This window comes from Methanobrevibacter arboriphilus JCM 13429 = DSM 1125, from assembly GCF_002072215.1.
Classification (GTDB): domain Archaea; phylum Methanobacteriota; class Methanobacteria; order Methanobacteriales; family Methanobacteriaceae; genus Methanobinarius; species Methanobinarius arboriphilicus.
The window spans coordinates 21,476-45,205 of the sequence record NZ_JXMW01000006.1; the positions used below are offsets into that span (position 1 = coordinate 21,476).

Consider the following 23,730-nt stretch of genomic DNA (forward strand, 5'->3'; position numbering starts at 1 on the left):
ATGATAACTCAAAAAAAAAAACTATAAGGTGTATTGATAAATGAAAATAAATAATAAAACAGCTTTTAAGAAGACAATCTTTATAATAATATTAATTGCAATTTTTATTTTAAATATTAATTATATATCTGCAGCAACAATTAACAATGAAACAGGTTCTAGTTTAAATGAAGCCATTCAAAATTCTACTAACAATGAAACTATACTTATGGAAGAGGGTATATATCAAAGAGGAGTAAACAGTTCTGATGAACATAGAGACTATGGTATTATAATTGATAAAAACATCACGATTATAGGAAATTCAAACTCAACTATAATAGACCTAACAGGAAAAGATTCAAGAGCCTTCAATATAACTAAAACAGGATATTTAACTTTAATCAATATAACAATACGGAATAGTAACCAATTAGGCAATAAAGGAGGTATAATATATAACGAAGGTTTTTTAAGTTTGATTAATTGTACTTTCATAAATAATACTTTATATGGTAATTTAATAGATGATAATCTTTCTGGAGGAGTGATATATAATTCAGGAAGTAATGTTTTAATAGAAAATTCTAGTTTTATTAATAATAAATTAATTAGCAATAATCAAACAGCTTCTGGTGCGGTCATATATAACAATGGAGACAATTTAACAATAAAAAATTCTATTTTTAATAATAATACAATTTCTTCATCTAATTCCACAGTTTCAGGGTCAGTAATATATAATTCAGGACATAATTTTCAAATAATCAATAATTCTTTTTTTAACAACACACTATCTTCATCAAAAGGATATGGAGGAGTGATATATAATAATGGAAACAATTTCCAAATAAGCAATAGTAACTTTTCTAAAAATACTCTTTCTGCATCAACAGGATATGGAGGAGTAATATATAATAATGGAAATAGCTTCCAAATAAATAATACAAATTTTTTTAACAATACACATAATAGTATGGGAGCTGGTTCTCCAGGATATGGAGGAATTATATATAATAAGGGATATGACTTCCAAATAAACAATAGTAACTTTTCAAATACTGGTTTGTCTGCATGGTTTGGTTATGGAGGTGTTATATATAATGAAGGAAATAATTATCTAGTTGAAAATTCTTATTTTAAAAATAATGGAATAAATAATGGTGGAGGAGGTGCTGCTGGTTATGGTGGTATCTTTTATAATACAGGAGACTTTTTAAACCTGAAAAATTCTTATTTTATAAATAGTATAGTGTCTTCTGGTGGAGGAGGTGCTGCTGCCTATGGTGGTGTTGTCTATAACACAGGAAACTTTTTAAATATTAGTGAATGTTATTTCACAAATAGTACAGTATCTTCTAGTGGAGGAGGTGCTAGTAGCTATGGAGGCGTAATTTTTAATATAGGTAATAATTCTTCATTTAGCTTAAGTAATTTTACCAATACACGTATCACTTCAGGTGGTGCTAGTGCAACATCTCGTGGAGGAGCTATATACAATGAAGGGAATAACCTAATAGTTAAAAATTCTTATTTTTTAGATAATACAATATCTAATGATCTTGGTAATACTTTATATAATAAAGGTCAAAATATAAGTCTTAATTATAATGTTATTATCGATAACTATTCAAAATCAGTATACAATGAACAAGTTAATAATACTCTTAATGCATCCTATAATTGGTGGGGAAATAATAATGGATCTCGAGTATTGAATTGTATTGTTGACAATTACTATGAGATAACAATAACAAATTCAGATGTATTAAACAAATATACAAATGATCAATTTAATTTTACTTATTATTTCCATTTGAATAATACTAATAATACATATGGTATTGATTTATTACCTTATTTTAATGTGGAATTTTTTAATAATGGTGGAAGTATAGCTGAAATTCCTAGTAAGTTTGATGGTAGAGTTGCTAATTATTCATTTACAATTAACTTAAAACATGAATTTAATAATATTACTATAGTGACAAATAAAAATATGGTTTATAACATAATTTTTATTTACGATACATATATTGATTATAACAATACTTCAGGATTTGGTAATCGTTTGGTAAACTTAAGTGCTTTATTAGTAAATTCTAAAGGAAATCCTATATCTAATCAAATTATTAACTTTTATATTGATGATACATACTTAGGAAGTGCAATTACAGATAAAAATGGTATAGCTATTTTATCATGGTTAGCTAATAAGTCTGGGAAACTTGATATAAAAGTTGTCTTAAATAAAACTACAAACTATATTAATTCAGATAATGAAGGTTGGTTAAATATAACTCCAAGTAACTTTACTATTTATATTCAAAATTTCACAAGTAAATATAATCAATACATAATCTATAATATCTATGTTTTTGATAAGTCAATTGAAACACTAGGGTTAAATGGAGTATTAAACATTGGAATTGATGGAAAAGATTACTATATTAATATTGTTAATGGATATGGAATGGGTTCTTGGTTAGCAAACAAAACAGGAATCATAAACTATACAGCATACTTCCATGATCCTGCATATAATGACCTCAATCTTAAAGGGCACTTTAATATAACTAATGCAAATGCAAATATAATCATTACAAATAACACAGGCACATACAATAAAAACTTAATATACTACATTAGTGCTACCGACGGAGATTTAAACTTAAATGGTCAACTTACAATCACAATCAATGGAAAAAACTACTATATAAACATAATAAATGGTAGAGGAAATGGAACATACTATGCAAATAAAACAGGAATCATAAATTATACTGCTAAATTTGAATCTTATGGTTACAATTCCCAAACATATAAAGGATATTTTAACATCGTTAATTCAAATGTCACAAATGAAGAAAATCCATTCCAACAACCAACAATAGACTCTGATGTAATAAAATGGTTTTATAGAATATATATAATAGGATCTCCTGTTGTAAATGGTAATATAATCTATGCCAATGCATACAATGGAACAGTTTATGCTTTCAACCGAGATGGACAAATAATATTCACTTATGACACTGGAAGCTACTTAATCAATTCACCAACAATAGGTAAAAGTGGAACAATATATGTTGTAAGTTGGGATAACAAACTACATGCTTTAAAACCTGATGGAACACTCAAATGGATATTTGATGCAGGAGATTCCAATTTCGGAGTTTCACCTATAACCGATGAAAATGAAATAATATACTTTACAAGTCAAAACGGAACATTATTTGCAGTAAATCCTAATGGAACCTTAAAATGGAAATATCAACTTCATGAATCATACATATACAATTATAGCTCCAATTATGTAGAATTTAGATCAGGAAATATGGCAATTGGACCAGATGGAACAGTATATGTAATTAACAATTACAGAGAAGGAAATAATAATATCTTCAAAACAACCCTTCTTGCAATTAACAATAACGGCACATTTAAATGGGAATACCAATTAGAGCAAAAATACTCAATAGCAAGCTATAACACACCGATAGTTGGAAAAGATGGAATAATATATTTAACTGCAAATGATGGTAGTGATAAAAAAGAAGGATGTTCAGTATATGCAATAACTTCAGTTGGAACTTTAAAATGGAAATGGAATTCTGATAAAACAGTGCAACAAGCATATGGAATTTATTTAACACATAATGGAACAGCTTACATAATGTTCGAGGACAAATTGAGAGCATTTTACAATGGTAACTTAATATGGGAATTTGATCATGGTGGAGTATCAGAAGGATATTTAGCACCAATTGTTGATAATGATGGAATTATATACATAGGAACCAAAAATGGTCTTTTTGTTATTAATCCAGATGGAACATTAAAATGGAATAAAACAACAGACTCCATAACATCATCAATTGCTATTGGAAAAGATGGAACAATATATTTTATTGACAATAAGAAAATTTATGCATTAAACAAACCTCAAGCTAATTTTACAATTACAATCGAAAAACTAAAAGTTGAATTTAATGACAATTCTAAAGGTAATAACTTCGAATACTATTGGGACTTTGGAGATGGAACCACCTCAACAGAATACAACCCAACCCACAGATATAAAGACTATGGAACATATACCATAACACTAAAAATAAAAAACCAAGAATTTGAAGATACAATACAAAAAACAATAAATCTTAAAGAAATATTACCTCCAACAATAAAAAGCAATATACCAAGTGGTAAATATAACAGTGCAATAAATATCAAATTTACAAGTGATAGTGAAACCAATGTAATGTACTACACAATCAATGGAGGAGAGCCAATAATAGGAATAAATAAATATTCAGGACAAACAATCAATTTAAATAAAACAACAACAATCAAAATAATAGCAATAGATATATACAACAATACATCTCCAGTTTATACATATATTTTCAATATAGAACTTCCTAAAAATAACACAACAAAAAACACAACAAAAATATATAAATCAGATCTAATAATCTCTAAAATCACATACTCAAAAGGATATTATTACTTTAAAATCATCAACAAAGGAAATAAAACATCACAAACAAGTAAAATGTTATTAAAATACAATAAAAAATATTATAAAACAATAACAATACCTAAGATATATGCTGGAGATAGTAAAACAATAAAATCAAAATTCTATGCAAAATTATTACATAAAACAAAATACGCATACCTAAACTACAATAAAAAACTCATAGAATCAAACTATAAAAACAATAAGGTTAAATTTAAAACCAAATATACACTAAAAAATCCAAAACCAGACTTAATATTACTAAAAATCGAAAGAATATACCCAACAGGATCACATGCTAATGACCCAAAATATTACAACACAACAATATATAATTGCACTATAAAAAATCAGGGGGATGCAAACAGTGGCCCAACCAAAATGAAAGTATCAATAAGCTCAACAATGTACAAAATAGTAAATATTCCAAGTATAGCAAAAGGAAAAACTATAGGATATATTTTATTCTTCTTTAATCAATCATCACATTTAAACTACACAAACAATAATCATAAAACAAAAACAGTAGAACTTAACTATGATAAAAAAGTAACTGAATCAACATATACAAACAATAAAATAACATTTAAAGAATCTTACCTTAGATATAAACCAGATTTACAAGTAACAAGTATCAAAAGAAGTGGAAATACCTACTCTGTTAAAATAAAAAATAAAGGAACTGGAGATTCAACAGCAAGCAAATTAATGATTTGGTATAGTGACACAAAATACAAAATAATAAGCGTGCCTGCAATAAAAAAAGGAACAACTAAACTTATTAAAATCAACTTTTATAAATACTCAACACACAAAAACATATACAAATATATAAACCTAAACTATGATAGAATGGTTACAGAATCAAACTATAATAACAACATAATAAAATTTAAAATATAACAAAAAATGTAATTTATTAAAGTTTAATAAACTAACACTTTATTAATAAGCTAATGGTTTATTAAGCATTTTAATAAATACTTATTATATTTTTATTAAGTTTTTATTAGACTTTTATTATATTCCAGATTTTTATTATATTATTTTTCATGTTTTTAATTATTTTTCATATCTTTTTATATCTTTTTATATCTTTTATATTTGCACTGAATATTTATATCATATAAAATACCCATCTATTTTATTACCAACTTATTTTTAAAATAATTAAAATTTAGTTAATATTTAGTTAATATTTAGTTATAATTATTGCATATTAAATTATTACATATTAAAATTTATTATTAATATTAAATAAAAAATTATGAAAAATTATGAAAAGATATGAAAAATAATTAAAAATGATTAAAAGTTATAAAGATTATAAAAATTAAAAACTAAAATTATAATCAATGTTATTTCAATTTAATAAGATTTATATTTTATAATATACATAAAAAACATTAATGAACAAAAAGATTATTATTGTAATTATAGTATTGTTAGCTACTGTATCTGTTAGTGGATGTATTAAAACTCCTATGGATAATATAAATAATATAATTCCAAGTTTAAGTCAGAATATTGAAATTGGAGATGCAAATTATAATGAAGCTGTAACCTACCTTAATTTACATAATTATAACTTAGCTGAAGAAAAAGTACAAACATCAAGTAACAACTTTCTTGAAGCAAAAAATAAAATGTTAGAAATTAATAAATATAATGAAAATATTAATGATACTCTATATTTACAATACCTTAGTTTAATTGAAGAAGAATTAAACTTAAAAGAAAATGCAACCTCTAATCTCCAATTAGCTATACAAAATTTTAAAAAAGGAAATAAAGTAGTTGCAAATAATTATGTAAGTACAGCTAATAAACTTATGAATCAAGGGATAAGTATACAAAATCAAAGAAATAACCTTGTTAAAAATAACCCAGATAAATTTAAAGAAGTTAATCAATAGATAAATTTAATCATAAACTTATTTTATTAATTATTAAATATTAAGTATTAATTAATTATATTATTAATATTAATTGATTATATTATTTTTATACTTTATTGATTTTTTAAATATGATAATAGAATAATTAGTTTTATTTTTAAGCTTAAAAAATTAAATAACCATATTTTACAGATAAAAACATTTACAGATAATAATATTAAAGATAATTCAATAACTAATTAAATGACAAAAATAATATAAAAAATAACATAATCCAATGAAGAAATCAATGCCAATGAATATATTAAATAATAATTAATCTATTAAAAGATAATTAAAAATTATCAACAATTTTATCATTATAGAGGTAAAGAATGAGAAAAAAATGCCCTAATTGTAAAGGAACAGGATCTTCAAAAGTTGATCAAAAAGTATGTGATTCCTGTGATGGAACAGGTTTTCAAGATAGTTTTGAAACTAAAAACCATTTTAAAGGTGTAAATACTAATGCTAAAGCTAAATTTGATTTAGAAATAGAAGAAGATGTACCCTGTGAAGTTTGCAAAGGAAAAGGTGTAATTGATATTAATGAAAAATGTCAAACTTGTGAAGGAATAGGAGAAATTAATGTTTGTAAGTCTTGTAACAAAATAGTTCCAGAAAGCACTAATTATTGCACAGAATGTAAAATCAAATTAGAAAAAGAGAGAGAAATAAAAGAAAAAGAGGAATTAGAAAAAATGAAGCTAGAAGAAGAACTTAGAAAAAAACCAACAAAAGTATTTGTATTAGATCCTCTTTGTGAGATGGAAGATTTAGAAATAGGTTTAATCTATAAAGGAAAAATTACAAGAGTAGAAAAGTATGGAGTATTTGTTAGTTTAAACAATCAAGTTTGGGGTTTGATGAGAACTGGAAACCCAAATTATTCAGTTGGAGATGAAATATTTGTAAAAATAACTGAAATTAAGCCTCACAAAAGAGAAGTAGATATGGGGCCAGCTAACATAATTGGAGATATAGAAATAGAGAAAGTTAAGAAGAATATCTCCAGAAGCCAAATAGGATCTCTTACTAACAAAGATATAGGAAAAGTTGTTAGAATAGAAGGAGAAATTATACAAATACAACAAACTTCAGGACCAACAATTTTCACAATTACTGATGAAACAGCTATTACATGGGCAGCTGCATTTGATGAAGCAGGTGTTAGAGTTTATCCACACATTGAAACCGGAGACATTGTTGAAGTAATGGGGGAAGTGAATCAACATAGTGGTAAAATTCAAATCGAATCTGAAATAATAGAAAAATTAGAAGGTGAAAAAGAAGATAAAATCCGTCAAATAATTGAAAAAGCACTAGATGAAAAAGCAGAACCTGAAAATGTACCAACACTAATTAAAAGTCCAATATTAGATAAATTACAACCAAAAATGAGAGAAGCTGCAAAAACAATACGAAAAGCTATAATGGACGGTAGAACTATTTTACTTAGACATCATGCAGATGCAGATGGAATATCTGCAGGAGTAGCTATGGAAAAAGCGGTTATCCCATTACTTAGAGAAATAAGCCCAAGTACTGATGCAGAATGGCATTATTTCAGAAGATCGCCGAGTAAAGCCCCATTTTATGAGCTTGAAGATGTTATAAAAGACCTTTCTTTTGCTCTTGAAGATTTGGAAAGACATGGACAAAAATTACCCCTTATTGTGCTTTTAGATAATGGTTCAACAGAAGAAGATGTTCTCGCACTTATGAAAGCTAAAATATATGATATTGAGATTGTTGTAATCGATCATCACTTCCCAGGCGAAGTAAAAGATGGGAAAGTAGAAGTAGATGAGTTTGTAGATACTCATGTTAACCCATATCTTGTTGGAGGAGACTCACAGATTACTGCAGGAGCATTAGCTGTTGAAGTAGCTAATATAATTAATCCTGAAATAAAAGAACTCATAAGTCACCTTCCAGGAGTAGCTGCACTTGGTGACCATGCAGAATCAAATGAAGCAGAACAATATATAGAATTAGCTGAAGAAAAAGGTTTTAGTAGAGAAGACCTTGATAAAATAGCTGCTTGTGTTGATTTTGAAGCATACTTTTTAAGATTCATGAATGGTAGAGGAATCATGGATACAATACTTGCAGTTGATAATATTGATAAGCATGAAAAGCTTGTTAATGCATTATATAAAGAGTATAATAAAAGAATAGCTACACAATTAAAAGCTACACTTCCAAATGTAAAAGAAGAAAAACTTCCTAATGGAATACATTTCAATGTTCTTGATGTTGAAAAGTATGCTCATAAATTTACTTTTCCTGCTCCAGGAAAGACTTGTGGATTTGTTCATGACAAATATGTAAAAGATCTTGGAGATAAAACACCAATAATAACACTCTGTTATGGACCTGATTTTGGAGTGATTAGAGCAACAGAAGTTATACATAAAAAGTTTGGTTTTAACTTAAATGAAATCATATGGAAGCTTCAAGAAAAAATACCAGAAGCTGGAATAGATGGTGGTGGACATGAAGTCGCAGGTTCCATAAAGTTTATAGAAGGTTTATTAAAAGAAGTATTGGGTAGTTTTGCAGAAGAAATTTCAAACATGGATGAAATATAAATATTTTTTCATAACAAACTATTTTTAACTATTTCTTATTGTTTTTATATACAATATTAAATTCTATGTTAATAAACAAACATTTAGAAAAATTGAATCAATAATAGATAATTTCTTTGGTTTAATCAATTTTTAATTAAGGATAAGAATTCAAAAAAAACATTGATTTATTAAATAATATTTTAAATTCAAACTTTATATTCTAAAATCAGCATAGTTATATCATCAAATTGCTCAAGATTTTTAGAAAATTCATCACATTCTTCTTTTACTTTCACTAATAAATCACGTATAGGTAAATCTGAGTTATTCAATATATTTATTAAACTTTTTTCTCCAAAAAACTCTTTTTTACTATTAATAGCTTCTGTTATACCATCAGTATACAAAAATATTCTATCTCCTTTTTCCAGCTTTATTTCATTTTGAGTATAATCAATATCATCTATTGGCCCTAAAACAAAGTTTGGTTTGGATTTAAGTGGTTTATATCTTGAAGAAGTTTTCAGTAAAGGAGGATTATGTCCTGCATTTACATAAGTGAGCATACCAGTTTTTATCTCTAAAATACCCATCCAGGCAGTTACAAACATGTTTTCAGAGTTATCTCTTGCAAGTTGATTATTAACATTTTTAAATATATTCTTAGGATTTGATTCATATAATGCTTCTTTCTTTATAAGAGTCTTAGATAACATCATGAATAGTGCTGCAGGAATACCTTTACCTGAAACATCCCCTATAACAATAGTTACATGATCATCATCAATGAAGAAGAAATCATAGAAATCTCCTCCAACTTCTTTTGCAGGATATGAAGTTGCAGAAATATCAAATTTTCCATTTCCTTGAGATGTTAAAAATTCTTTTGGAAGTATGGATTTTTGAATATTAGTTGCAATATTCAATTCTGTATTAATTCTTTCTTTTTCTGCAGTAATATTTTTTAAATCCAACATATATAATTTTAAATCCTTAATCATTTGTTCAAATGATTCTACCAAAATTTCAATTTCAATTTGTTTATTTTGCAGACTGTTTAATTTTTTTACTATATTATTAGAATCTTCAATCTTATTTTTACTATTTGTATATTCATTAACAGAACTAGAAATAGATTCAATAGGATTAGTAATGTTTTTTTCAATATAGTATAAAAATCCAATGAAAAAAATATAAAATATGATAATAATGAAACTCATATTCATATAGAAATGATTCCAAAAGTTTATTAATTGATTTTGAGTAATTTGAATAGAATAAAACCCTTCAATTCCTGTTAAAATAGAAATTATCGTACCAGTTAGTATAAATACTAATATGAACTTTTCTGTTAAAGTTATTTCCTTGTTTTCAGTATTAATTTTTTTATTAAATGGTTTAAAAATGTAAATGAAAATAAGAACATAAAATATAATCCCTATATATAAACCATATACACAAGATCCATTAAATATTGAATATAAAAAATAAGATAATCCTATTAAAGCAGCTAGTCCTAATGAAAAATCGAATACTTTAGGATTAATAAATGCTTTTTTTTGTTTTGGAGAATACATTTTAATTCCATAGATATTAGCAATTGAAATAATCAGAATCCCCAAAATCATGGAAAAATCAAAGTTAGCTAATAAAAATATTAAAGTTTGTAAAGAAACAAAACTTAAAATTCCTACTGATTCTAATAAAAAAGATAATAAGGCAGTCATTATTAAAGATGTTGTTGTAATCACAATAATAAATTTTAAAAGATTATTTAATGTATCTAACCTAGGTTTAGTAAGTTTATCCCCTATATTAAAACTATACCATAATTTATAAGAAATATATCCAAACAAAAAATTAGCAATAAAACCAAAGACCACTATAACTAAAGGATATCCAATAATTATATCAGAAACTAAATCTCCAAGAGCTGCTCCTAATGCACCCCAGAATCCAAACATCATTCCAAAAGCAGGAGGTAAAGCACTTGAAGGTCTTAATTGAGATATATTTAAAACTGGGAAGAAATAACGAAAAGGAATGGCTATTATAATGAAAATAATTGAACAAATTATTAATATAATTAGTTTCGAACTATAACTATCATAATTTAGCCTAGATTCATCTATATTCATTTAAGTTCAATCCCTTTAAACCTTTAAATTAAATAATTATTAGAATATTATTAATAGTAAAATATTATTTATTTTAATAATAACATATTAATAAATGAAATTTGATTCTTTACTTTCTAAATTTTATATAATAATTAAAATGTTAGTTCTTAATTCATTTTAATAGTTTTTTAAATGTTAAAACGTTATTTCCTTTTTTATATTGATAATTAATCTCATCAACATTTCTTCTTGCAAGAAATATCCCCAGCCCACCAATTTCTCGCATTTCAGAATCTAAAGTTGTATTTGGAATTTTTTCTTCAAGAGGATTGAAAGGAATTCCATTATCAACAAATTTAACAGTTAATGTTGAGTTATCTTCATTAAAAAACGAATATATAGCAACTTCATTATTTTTAGAGTCTTTTTTATAAGCATAATTAGCTATATTAACAAATATTTCCTCTGTAGCAAGTTCTAATTGTATTTCAAACTTTTTTGAAAAATTATATGTTTTTAACTGATTACTAATAAAATCCAATACTTTATCTAATTTCTCGATTTCTGCATGAACAATAAGTTTATCCATAATTACTACCCTCTTTTGACATTTATATTAAGTATCATTAATTATCAAATATGCTACATATATTATAATTTATAACTATAATTAAACTATAATTATATCGTTATAGTCAAGTTATTTAATCCAATTGTACTTCTGTATTCCATATTTTTAGCAATTTTTCTTACCATAGCTATACCCAGAGCATTTTCAGAGCTATTATCTTTATTTCCATATTCTATTGGATTAAACTGTTTACCATCATCCCTAATACGGAAAATAACATCATTTTCTACTAAAATAATTCTAATATCTATATAATGAGTTTTTGATGAATCAAAACCATGTTTTACAATGTTTCCAACCATCTCTTCAACACACAATGATACTTTAAATAATTTATCCTCATGATTGGGATATTTATCTACAAATGATTGAACTCTATTAGATAATTCTATTACTTGATCCATATCATTTTCGAGAGAAATTTCAAAACTATCTTTAATATTGCTTTCAAAGTCATTATCCAACATTAAAAAATCAGTTGCTGTTCTTGGCCATTTTCCTGATTTAAATTTAATTAATATAAAAAGACCTAATATAGTAGTCGTTTCTCCTAAAAAGAAACAAAGCCAAATACCATTAGCTCCAATAAATGGAGTTAAAATGCATGCAAATAAAGAAATAAATAGTAAACTATGAGCAAATGCAATGTAGTTTGCCATATAAATATTGTTTATTGAGCTATAAAAATTTAAGAAAATAACACCAATTAATGAAGGTGGGAGTGATAAGGCAAACAACCTAAGAGAATGTGTTGCTACTGGTAAAATTTCAGGATTAGAACCAAAAGCAGCCACTATAAATGGAGCAAATATAATTACTAAAATCGAAATCATTATTATAATTAATAAACCCCATTTTAAAGAAATCGTTAAAAGGTCTTTAAGAGATCTTTTATCTTCTTCACCATAGAAAACGCCTCCAAGCAACATAGTTGTCATTCCAATTCCCATAGCTACTGAACTTAAAAGCTGATTAACATTAGATTGTATAGATAAAGCACCCATAATAATAGTGCCGCCAATTAATATAGCTAAATAATTTGTAATAATGGTTCGAACCATTGTGAATACCCTATTTAATGCTGAAGGTAATCCTATCCTCAATATATTAATAACTTCTTTAAAGCTGTTGAATCTTATCAAATGTAAATTATTTTTTTTAGAAAAGAAATGAGTTAACAAGGAAATTACTGCAAAAAAGTAGCCAATAGTCGTTGCAACTCCAATTCCAAACATTCCCCATCCAAAAATAGCTGTAAATACAAAATCTAAAACTGCATTAATAATTGTCGCTATCAATACAGAAATAAGACCTAAATTCGGAGAATTGTCCAATCTAGTATATGAAAATAATACTTGGGAAAAAACTAATGAAAAAGTACCAATAGTAAAACCTAATATATAATCAGCAGTTAGTGGGATTAAATTTCCTTTAGCTCCTAAAATAACAGATAACCATTCAACATAAAAAGGAGATAAAAACATTATTACTATTGAAGTCACTGCTGCGATAAAACAAGTTAAAGTAAAACTGAGATTAACTTTATCTTTTTCTTCTCTTCCAATATAATTAGAAGATAAAATAGTTCCACCATTTGCAAAAATAGTAGATATTGCTGCTAAAAATATAAAAAAAGGAGATGCAATCCCATAAGCAGCCATTCCCTTAATTCCAATTAAATTTCCTACGAATAGTCCATCGATGACCATTCCAATTGTAGCAGAAATTAAGCCCATAATTGAAACAAAAATATATGATTTGAATGATTTTGAAATTAAATAGGTATTAGTTAGTTTATTTTTCATGATAAAATCCTTATAGTGTCTAAAACATTTCATAAATCCATATTAAAGTTATATTATTTCCCTTATAAAATCTTCGTCCAATTTTTTATCAAGAATTGTAGATAATTTAGTTGAAGTAATAGTTTTTCCAGGACAAACTTCTTTTACAAAAAGACTATCCCTATATCCTTTTTTCATAATATATACATTTTCTAGCTTAATATTAATTTTATCTAAATTTTTCATTAAAATATTCTTAAAAGTGCCTATATCAAAATTTTCATTTTTTGGTTCTATGATGAATGATATTCTATTATTTTTAATAAACAATTGGAAAAAGCTAACAAATTCATTAGTTTCCTTTTCAATCTTTTTAATAATATTATTAAATGTGTTAACATAAAATTTAGTGCCATTACAAATGATATTTTCATTAGATTTGCATTCAAATTCTATATTAGGAGTTTTAAAAGTTTTACCATTTATAGAAACAATATCATGAATATTATAACGATATAGACCAGAATAAGTTGTAATAATTAGTTCATAGAAATTATTTTCCTCAACTTCATTTAAAGTTAAAACTCTTTTTTTATCAAGTGTTAAAAACTCGAAAAAACATGAAAAAGGAACTACTGGTCCTCCAGAAACATTAACCTCGAAAGGTACATTAAATTTTCCTTCACTAGCACCATACCCCCATTCTAGATATTTAATATTTTTTGGAAGATCTTTTCGCATATCAAAAGCTACACGCCCCACACTTGAAGATAACCAACATCCAACTGCGGTAAAACAAGGCCAAATATCTTTTAAAGGAAGAGAAAAATCTTTTGAATATATTTTTCTTAATTTTTTTACTCTATCTTTATTTTCTGGAAGTTTTGATAAAAGAAGATTTTTTAAATCATTATCAATATCTACAGAAAGTGTTTTTTTATCTAAATCATTAATCATCTTTTCAGTATTATTTTTAATTTGTTTTAGTAAAAAATTAAAATGAGCTAAATTATTACAAACAACACAGTTAAGATTTTCTTCTGATAATGCAAAAAGTGCCATTAAATAATTCATATCATCTGAACCAATATCTTTTGCAGAAATTAATTCTTGAGGCAGCATCATCTTAATATCTAAAATTTTGTCTTTTTCTCCTCTTTTATCTTCATTATTATCTTTAAAATTATTTTTATCAAAACCATTATCACTATCACAATTATTATTATCATTATTATCATGTTCTTCATCGACATATGTATTTATTCCTTGGCCTGAAGCAGCCATAACAGGAATCCCCCCTTCAGTTTTACCATAATTTGATGAGTTAGTGATACCAAGAATATTAGAACTACTTTCTAATAATTCAGGGCACATTAGTGATAGCTGGATTGATCTTAATTTCATAATTAAATTTTTAGATAAAACTCCATTTCTACTATCAGGGAAATATTTCATTTTACCTGTAGTACCAGAAGATACAACAAAAGAATCTGTTTTACCATTAAAAAGAACATCCTTTTTACCTTTCTTCATTTTTTCAATATAGGGAGTATAATCAAGATATTCTGAAATCGAAACATTTTTTCTATAATCTTCAATTGATTCTATGGATTCAAAAGAATGTTTTTTCCCAAATTCACTTGATTCTGCACATTTAACAATATCTTTTAGAGTTTTTTTTTGAATAATCCAAGGATCATTTAAAAATTCTTTAAAAGATAAATATAATAAATTATTATTTAACTCAGATAAAACATTAGGAATACTTTCATTTCTTTTAGAAATAATATCAATGTAGCTAACCAAGACAATACACTCCATAAATTACTATTAAATGAAAAATTCAATTATTCAGTCAATGCAAAGAAGAATTTTCTCTGAACTTCATTAACTATAACACGAGGAGGTTTTAATTGTGCTGAAGAAATACCCTTCATTATCATTAAATCACGATATAACAAATGAGTTTCCTCTTGTAAATAATCTAGCTCTATTTTTCCTAAAATCCTTTTTTTAATCTTATCACCAAAAGATGGGTTTGATTTTGAAAGATCTTCCTCAATAAAATTTTTTATATCCTCTTTTTTAACATTTTCAGGAATATTCAATGCTTCAATTAAAAATACATATTTTGGAGGACTTGCATCGGAATCAGGATATATAGAAAATTCTACTAAGTCAAAATTGAATTTTTCCTCAGCTCTTTGAAGAGTATTACTTAAAACCATTTCTGTAGTTTTTTCTCCAGCTAAGTTAACTGTTTGATTAAGTCTATATAAGAACTGGATTGTTGGCATATTATTATACTTGCCTGTTACACGAATAACATCTTGCATTCTATATCTATAAAAACCTGAAAGATTTGTTATAATAAGTTCATAGTCTTCTCCTTCTTTTAATTGATCTAATGTTAAAATATTATCCATATTATCATCATGGACTGGTCTAAATTCATAAAAAATACTATCAGGAAGTAAAAGTGAGTTAGGATTTTCTAATTCATAAGGAACTGAAAAATTCCCTTCAGAAGCAGATAATCCCATTAAACAGAATTTAAAATTATTACCTCCATAAATTTCTCTTATTTTTTTAGTGTAGTTTGAAAATCCACCAGTACCAATTCCAACTAAAAAAGACATATTTGGCCATATGATTGGAATAATTGGTTTATCAAATCCATCTTTAAAAATTTCACGAAACTCATTAGCCCTATCAGGTAAAGGATTAATTTTTTCTAAAACTTTTTTTCTAACTTCATTAGACATTTTTATACTTTCATCAATAGTGCCATTTTCAATGTCCCTAACTAAAAGTTCCCAATTACTTTCTATATATCTAATTATCTCTAAAAAGAAATTATAAAATGCAGCTTGACCCATATTAATATTTTTATCCATTAATGCAAAACGAGAATGGAGATATCTGGTATTTGTATCAATTTCTGGAAAAAAAGCCTCAAAAGGAGAAGTATAAATTAGTGGTAAAACTTCTTTAAAATTTAACATAAATTTTGCAGACAATGCCCCATATGTTGCACCGGACTTTAATGTTTCAATAGATAGTTCAACTAGATTCAATGCACGACTATCAACCCAATTTATGCCTATTTCACTTGAAATCATTGCCATAGTATATAAAAGTGTGTATTCATACATTATTTTTTGTGCATTGACAGATAGTGGGATTTTTTTTGGATTTCCTAATGTTCCGGATGATTTTGAATAATGATCTACTTCATAAGAAGTTATTAAATTTTTAACTCCATCTTCACTCATAGGGATTATATACTCAATATAATCATCATATTCTGTTATTGGAACTTTTGATTGGTAGTCTGAAATAGATTTAATTTTTCCAAAACCATATTTCTTTCCATAAACTGTATTTTTATTATCTTCTAATAATTGCATTAAAAACTTTTCATTATGTTCCATTGGATTATTAGTCATTATCAAAAGATTTTCATAAATAGATTTTCCTTCAGAAATATCATTTAAGTTTTTTTGTCCTGCTGGTGTTAATTTTGAAATATCCATTTTTTCACATCTATTATTTCTAATTTCTATTTAATCAAAGCTAATTAATATTATTTAATTGTTAAGATGTCAGAAAAGCCTGTAGCTTCGAAAACTTCCATTACTAACTCATGGACATTTTCAATAACCATAGATCCTTGTTTATTCATAATTTTTTGCGTTGAAAGAATAACGCGAAGTCCTGAACTTGATATATACATTAAATCTTCAAAATTAAAAACTAATTCTTTAGTTTCTGGAAGATCTTTCTTTAATTCTTCTTCTAATTTAGGAGAATTGTTTGTATCCAATCTACCATCAACTTTAATCACTAGCTTATTACCTTCAATTTTTTTTTTAATATCCATAATTTCACCCAATTATTTATTAGAATCAAATTTAACAGAAAATAATACATTTGCATCTAATTCATTAGCCTGTTTTATTAAATTCTCAAGAGCTTCTTCACGAGTTTCTTCCATCATTTTAATATAAGCTCAAATTTTTTCCACTCACAATATTTTTAAGTCCATCAGAAATTTCTCCAATAACAGCCTTACTTCTAACTGTTAAACCATACACAAAACCTTTTGTTCCTATAATTTTATATCCAAAAATATGACTTTCAGTTGAAATAATATACTCCACTTAATACCATATTTAACACCTTCTTTTTTAATTTAAACTTTTTTCATGAAAAATTTCCACTAAAATATTAATAAAAAATTAACTACAAAGTGAACATTTACTATTTTTTACAATTATAATATTTGAAAAAGTAATATATAAACATAACGGAAATTTTTAAAATTACATGGATTATATAAAAAAAGTCACAAATAAAAAAAGTCACGAATATAAAAAATAATAAATAAAAAATAACTCTGATGATTTAAAAAATATTATAAAAAAATTATGTACGAATTAAATAAAATCGAAACTTAAATAAGAAATTTTTATGTATTTTTATAATAATTATTTGTCCACTAAATCATAGTATAATCTAAAAATTTCCTTTTTTGAAAGTTTAATATCTAGAATAAAGTTTCTATGTAAAATATTTTTTAGAGTTCTCCATAATCATTACATCGAATTTAAAAAAAGAGTATTTGTTAAAAATAAGTATCAATGTTATAAAAATTAAATATATTAAAAAAACTAGAAAATATTATAAAAAATTATAGTATAGATTTTCAATTAATTATAATCTATTTTATAGAACATTAAGAATGATAGTATTCACATAAATCAGAAATTGGACACTGATCACACAATGGATTAATAGGTCTACAAATTGTCTGACCAAATTGAACAATTAAATCATTCATTTCAATCCAAAGATTTTTTGGAACAATTTTCATTAATTCTTCTTCTGTCTTTTCAGGAGTTTTAGTATTAACAATTCCCCACCTATTAGGTATTCTATGAACATGAGTATCTACAGGAATAGCTGGTTCTTGAAATGCAAAAACAAGTACACAATTAGCTGTTTTTCTACCAACACCTGGAAGTTCAAGAAGTTCTTTCATATTATTTGGAACTATTCCACCATAATAATCTAATATAATATGTGAAACTTCTTTTATTCTATTAGCCTTAACTCTAAAAAAACCTGCACTTTTAACAAGCTTTTCAATATCTTCTATTGGAGCATCAGCAACTTCATGAATATCTTTATATTTAGAAAAAAGTTGATTTGTAGCTTTATCAGTATTTGCATCTTTTGTTCTTTGAGAAAGAATTGTTCTGATTAAAACCCTATATGGATCCCTATCTTCAAAAACACGAAGAGTATATAAATTATTAAGCTCTTTCATTATTTTTTCTACTTTTAAAGACAAATTATTATTTTTAGATTTAGAAATATAATCACCTAACTGTTTACTTAGCTATTTTAATATTAAATACATTCATCTTCAAGCAAATCTATTTCTATCCCAATTTCACCCATCGATTCAATGTAATTAGGGAAAGAAACATTAAACACATCTCCTTTTTCAATAAATATTTCATGTTTCAGTCCTATTAAGCTAAAAGCCATAGCTAATCTATGATCATTATGAGATGTAACCTTATTTGAAATTGATTTTTCTAAATTTACCCCACTAATAATTTCCATACCATCTTCATTTTCTTTAATATTACAACCTAATTTAGAAAGTTCCTCTGCACACTTAGCTATTCTGTCTGTTTCTTTATACCTAGCATGTTTAACACCAGTAATTAAAGTATTACTATTAGCTAAAGCACTTAAAGCAGAAACAGTTGGAAGAAGATCAGGAGCATTATGTAAATCAATTTCAATACCATTAAGATTTCCATCAGAAGTTAATGTAACAGAATCACTATCACTAGTAATTTTAGAACCCATTTTTTCTAAAATTTCTAAAATTAATTTATCTCCCTGTTTAGAATTCTTAAATAAGTTTTTAACTGTTATTTTCCCACCTAAAATAGCTACAGCACCTAAAAGGTATGATGCAGAAGAATAATCTCCCTCAACAACATAATCAATACCAGTGAATTTTTGAGGTTTAATAGAAAAAAAGGTTGATGAACATTTTTTATCAATAAGATCACAATTTTCATGCTTAGTAAAAAGGTCTGTTTCAATTTCAACTCCAAACTTCTCCATAACATCCAAGGTCATAGCTACATATGATTTTGATATAAAATCTCCTTTAACTTCAAGATTAATGCCTTTTTCAGAGATAGTCCCTGCAATTAAAAGAGAAGAAATAAATTGAGAGCTAACGTTGCCATCAATAGATGTTTTTCCACCAATAAAACCAGGACGTACTTCAATAGGAGGTTTTCCGTTTTTAAGGATGGATTTTGCATCAACTCCTAATGGTTTTAAAGCTTCAAGAAGCATATCCATAGGACGTGTTTTAAGAGATTCATCACCAGTAAATATTGTTTTATTTTTAGATAGACCAGCTAAAGAAGTCATTATTCTAAGAGTAGTTCCAGAATTTTTCAAATCAATTGGAGTATTGGAAAGATTTTCAATATTTCCCTTACCAATCCCTTTAATTTCCCAATAGCTATCTGAATTAGGATTATTTCCAAGAGAATTAAAGTTAGACGTATTTATATCTGCACCAAAATTTCTACAAGCATTAACTGAAGCAAGAGTATCCTCTGAAGAAAGAGGGTCATATAAACAAGAAGTACCTTCAGCAAAAGAAGCTATGATTATAGCCCTATGAGTATAACTTTTAGAAGGAGGTGCTTTAACAATTCCTCCAACATCTGAAACTTTTTTTACTTTTAAAATCATCTAAATCATCTAAAATTTTGATTCAATGTATTATAATGTATATTATAAAACTATAATCTATATTATGAAACTATGATCTATATCATGAAACTATAATTTATTATATTGAATATTATAGATTTATAATCTATTATAACATAATTATAAACTTATAATTTATTATAATTTATAATAATTTATATTATTAATTTAAGACTTATTATAATGTATATTATAATTATATATAAAAATATAATAAAGATATAATAAAAATATAATAAACTTATTTAATTATTTCAAATAAAACATCTAAATTATCTGATTGAACAACATCAACCTTTTTACCACTTTTACCAACAACTTCTTTTACAATATTAACATGTTCATTAGTTATAACATTGTCTCCAATCGTTATTTGACCATTATTTCCTTTTTCTTCATTTTCTTCTAATAAATTAGCTATCTCTTCTGGATCATTAGATGTTAAATATTTGATAATTTTTGGAGCATCTCCTTTAAATTGAGGACCTATTTTATCCATAGCAGGAGTAACTTCAACAACCTTTTCATGAATATCAGGTTTTCCAACTAACAAGTCAAGTTTATGAATCTTTAAAGTCCCTTTAATATCATCGATATATTCCTCATAAACTGCCTTTAAATCTTCATTAGTGTAAATATTAACTTCAGATAGAGGAACATTAAGAGGAATTTTAGAAGAAGATTTAAATCTTCTAATTTCTCCAATAGTTTCAATAGCTAATTGACCATTATCTTCAAAAACATCATCAATAAGATCTTCATCTAATTTCGGCCATTTAATAATATTTATACTATTAGTATTTTCAAAATATTGATATACTTCATCAGCAAAATGAGGAGTAATAGGTGAAAGAAGTTTTAAAGAAGTTTCAACAACAGTTTTTAAAGTATATTTAGCAGTAATTCTAGAATCTCTAGTTACATCATCATTATAAAGCCTATATTTAACAGCTTCAATATATTCATCACAAAAATCATGCCAAACAAATTTTTCAATTGAATTAATAGCTGTTGCAAAATTATAAGTTTCAAAAGCTTCAGTAACCTCTTTATTAAGATTATTTAACTTTGAAAGTATCCACTTATCTAAGGGCATTAATTTATCTTTAATAGCGTTATTAGATCCATTATTGACAATATTTATATTTTCATTAGACATATTTTCATCAAAAATATGCATACTAATAAATCTAAAAGCATTCCAAAATTTTCTAAGGAATTTATAACCATATTTAATATCTTTCCAATCAAAAGGAACATCAGAACCTGGAACACTATTAGCTGCCCAAGTTCTAAGAGCATCTGCACCATACTCTTCAATAACCTCTTCAGGACCTATAACATTTCCACGAGATTTGCTCATTTTATAACCATCTTCTCCAAATACCATACCATTAATGACAATCTCATCAAATGGTTTTTCATCAACTAAAGCTAATGTTCTAAGAGTGGTATAAAAAGCCCATGTACGAATAATATCATGACCTTGTGGACGTAAATCAGCAGGAAAATTATCTTTAAAACTTGGATCTGGCCATCCAGCAATATTTAATGGAGATATAGAACTATCCATCCAAGTATCAAGCACATCCTCCTCTCCTCTAAATTCACGAGAACCACAATCACATTCAATTGATGGTTGTGTTTGAGTTGGATCTACAGGCAAATCTTCAATATTTGGAAGATGGACTTTAGCACATTTTTTACAGAACCAAACAGGGATAGGAGTAGCAAATATCCTTTGTCTTGAAACACACCAATCCCATTCCATAGAATCAGCCCAATTAAGAAGTCTGCTTTTCATATGATCTGGAACCCAATTCATAGAATTAGTAGCAGACTTAATATCATCGATTAATTTATTTACAGCTACAAACCATTGTTTTTTAACCAAAATTTCAATAGGAGTTTTACATCTCCAACATTGACCAACATTTTGATCAACAGGTTCCTGTTTAACAATACACCCCTCTGCTTTAAGATCATCAACAGTAGCTAACTTACATTCTTTTAAAGTCATTCCTTCATATCTTCCAGCAGATTTAGTCATAATTCCTTTTTCATCAATTGCTTCAATAATATCAAGATTATGTTTATTTACCCATGAAACATCAGTTTTATCCCCAAAAGTACAAACCATAACAGCACCAGTACCAAATTCAGGATCAACTTCATTATCAGCTATAACTTTAACTTTTTGTTTTGAAAGCGGAACTTCAACCTCTTTTCCAATAATATCTGTATATCTATCATCATCAGGACTAACAACAACAGCTACACAAGCAGACATGAGTTCAGGTCGGGTTGTAGCTATTAAAACTCCATTTTCATCTGAATCAGAATTTTTATTTGAAGTAGAATCTTCAATATTATCAGCTTCTTCATTAACAGATGGAAATTTAACATAATTTAAAAAAGTATCATTACTACTATATTCAACTTCAGCAAAAGCTATAGCTGTTTCACAGCGAGGACACCAATTAACAGGGTGAATACCTTGATATATTAAACCTTTTTCATACATTTGAAGAAAAGAAGTTTGAGTTTTTCTCATATACTCAGGAGTCATAGTGATATATTCTCTTGACCAATCTTGAGAAAATCCTATAGACTTCATCTGATTTTTCATAAGAGCTATATTTTCTTTTGTAAGATCTACACACATATTACGAAATTCTGCTCTTGAAACATCATTTTTCTTAATATTATTGTTTTCTTCAACTTTAACTTCAGTTGGAAGACCATGACAATCCCAACCCTGAGGGAATAAAACATCAAAACCTTTTAAACGTTTGTATCTTGCATTTATATCAATATAAACCCAATTTAATACATGACCCATATGAATAGAACCAGTTGGATAAGGAGGAGGAGTATCAATTATATACCTTGGTTTTGTTCCATTACCAAGGAATTTATAAATTTGATCATCATCCCATTTTTTTTGCCATTCTTTTTCTTTTTTATGATCATAATCTTTAGGAATGTTGTCTATTGTCATGTATCTTCTCCATATTGTATTGTTTCTATAACTGTATTAATTTCTATAATTGTATTATTTCTATAAATTTATTATTTGATAAATATTTAAGAATAATCTAATAAAGTTTGCAATTCGATGAATATTAATATTACTATTTTTTAACTAGTTTTAACTAATTTTCAGCTAATTTTTAGTAATTTTTTTAAATATTTTTAAAATATTAATATTATATTTTAATATTTAATTTAATATATTTTATACTTATAACTAATTAACATACTAAATAATATCATAACAATATATAATAATATCATAATTATGGAAAAATATTTTAATTAATAAATGAATAACTATAATTATTATAAATAATATAGATAAT

The 23,730-nt window shown here is 26.0% G+C and carries 14 protein-coding genes; 3 read left to right on the forward strand and 11 right to left on the reverse strand.

Features of this window, described 5'->3' with window-relative positions:
• Window positions 1-40: 40 nt before the first annotated feature.
• The 3 genes from MBBAR_RS03955 to MBBAR_RS03965 all read left to right on the forward strand — a co-directional run bounded on the left by MBBAR_RS03955 (window position 41) and on the right by MBBAR_RS03965 (window position 9,032).
• Window positions 41-5,404, forward strand: a complete 5,364-nt coding sequence (locus MBBAR_RS03955; RefSeq protein WP_080459969.1) for an outer membrane protein assembly factor BamB family protein — start codon at window positions 41-43, stop codon at window positions 5,402-5,404.
• 506 nt (window positions 5,405-5,910) lie between these two features.
• Window positions 5,911-6,417: a hypothetical protein gene (locus tag MBBAR_RS03960; protein WP_080459970.1), complete on the forward strand. Its 507-nt coding sequence runs from the start codon at window positions 5,911-5,913 to the stop codon at window positions 6,415-6,417.
• A gap of 356 nt (window positions 6,418-6,773) precedes the next feature.
• The gene (locus MBBAR_RS03965; protein WP_080459971.1) at window positions 6,774-9,032 is read left to right on the forward strand and encodes a DHH family phosphoesterase; all 2,259 of its coding nucleotides are present in this window, start codon (window positions 6,774-6,776) and stop codon (window positions 9,030-9,032) included.
• Window positions 9,033-9,220: 188 nt separating this feature from the next.
• Here MBBAR_RS03965 and MBBAR_RS03970 read toward each other — a convergent pair whose 3' ends face one another.
• The 11 genes from MBBAR_RS03970 to MBBAR_RS04020 all read right to left on the reverse strand — a co-directional run bounded on the left by MBBAR_RS03970 (window position 9,221) and on the right by MBBAR_RS04020 (window position 23,369).
• Complete coding sequence (locus tag MBBAR_RS03970) at window positions 9,221-11,152, reverse strand: SpoIIE family protein phosphatase (RefSeq protein WP_080459972.1); 1,932 nt, start codon at window positions 11,150-11,152, stop codon at window positions 9,221-9,223.
• Between the two features lie 154 nt (window positions 11,153-11,306).
• Window positions 11,307-11,723: an ATP-binding protein gene (locus MBBAR_RS03975; protein ID WP_080459973.1), complete on the reverse strand. Its 417-nt coding sequence runs from the start codon at window positions 11,721-11,723 to the stop codon at window positions 11,307-11,309.
• Window positions 11,724-11,815: 92 nt separating this feature from the next.
• Entirely contained in the window at window positions 11,816-13,570 is a 1,755-nt protein-coding gene (locus MBBAR_RS03980) for an MATE family efflux transporter (protein ID WP_158082521.1), read from the reverse strand.
• A gap of 48 nt (window positions 13,571-13,618) precedes the next feature.
• Entirely contained in the window at window positions 13,619-15,355 is a 1,737-nt protein-coding gene (locus tag MBBAR_RS03985) for a GH3 family domain-containing protein (protein ID WP_158082522.1), read from the reverse strand.
• 41 nt (window positions 15,356-15,396) lie between these two features.
• On the reverse strand, window positions 15,397-17,085 hold the full coding sequence (locus MBBAR_RS03990) for a GH3 auxin-responsive promoter family protein (RefSeq protein WP_080459976.1): 1,689 nt from the start codon (window positions 17,083-17,085) through the stop codon (window positions 15,397-15,399).
• 50 nt (window positions 17,086-17,135) lie between these two features.
• Window positions 17,136-17,432: an STAS domain-containing protein gene (locus MBBAR_RS03995; RefSeq protein WP_080459977.1), complete on the reverse strand. Its 297-nt coding sequence runs from the start codon at window positions 17,430-17,432 to the stop codon at window positions 17,136-17,138.
• A gap of 12 nt (window positions 17,433-17,444) precedes the next feature.
• The gene (locus MBBAR_RS10605; RefSeq protein WP_080459978.1) at window positions 17,445-17,549 is read right to left on the reverse strand and encodes a heavy metal-binding domain-containing protein; all 105 of its coding nucleotides are present in this window, start codon (window positions 17,547-17,549) and stop codon (window positions 17,445-17,447) included.
• Window position 17,550: 1 nt separating this feature from the next.
• Window positions 17,551-17,712: a heavy metal-binding domain-containing protein gene (locus MBBAR_RS10610; RefSeq protein ID WP_080459979.1), complete on the reverse strand. Its 162-nt coding sequence runs from the start codon at window positions 17,710-17,712 to the stop codon at window positions 17,551-17,553.
• A gap of 575 nt (window positions 17,713-18,287) precedes the next feature.
• Window positions 18,288-18,881, reverse strand: coding sequence for an endonuclease III domain-containing protein (locus MBBAR_RS04010; protein ID WP_080460243.1), 594 nt, complete (start codon window positions 18,879-18,881; stop codon window positions 18,288-18,290).
• Window positions 18,882-18,964: 83 nt separating this feature from the next.
• The gene (aroA, locus tag MBBAR_RS04015) at window positions 18,965-20,347 is read right to left on the reverse strand and encodes a 3-phosphoshikimate 1-carboxyvinyltransferase (protein WP_080459980.1); all 1,383 of its coding nucleotides are present in this window, start codon (window positions 20,345-20,347) and stop codon (window positions 18,965-18,967) included.
• A 262-nt stretch (window positions 20,348-20,609) separates the two neighbouring features.
• Window positions 20,610-23,369 carry a valine--tRNA ligase gene (locus tag MBBAR_RS04020; protein WP_080459981.1) on the reverse strand — a complete coding sequence of 920 codons (2,760 nt, stop codon included), beginning with the start codon at window positions 23,367-23,369 and terminating at the stop codon, window positions 20,610-20,612.
• Window positions 23,370-23,730: the final 361 nt, after the last annotated feature.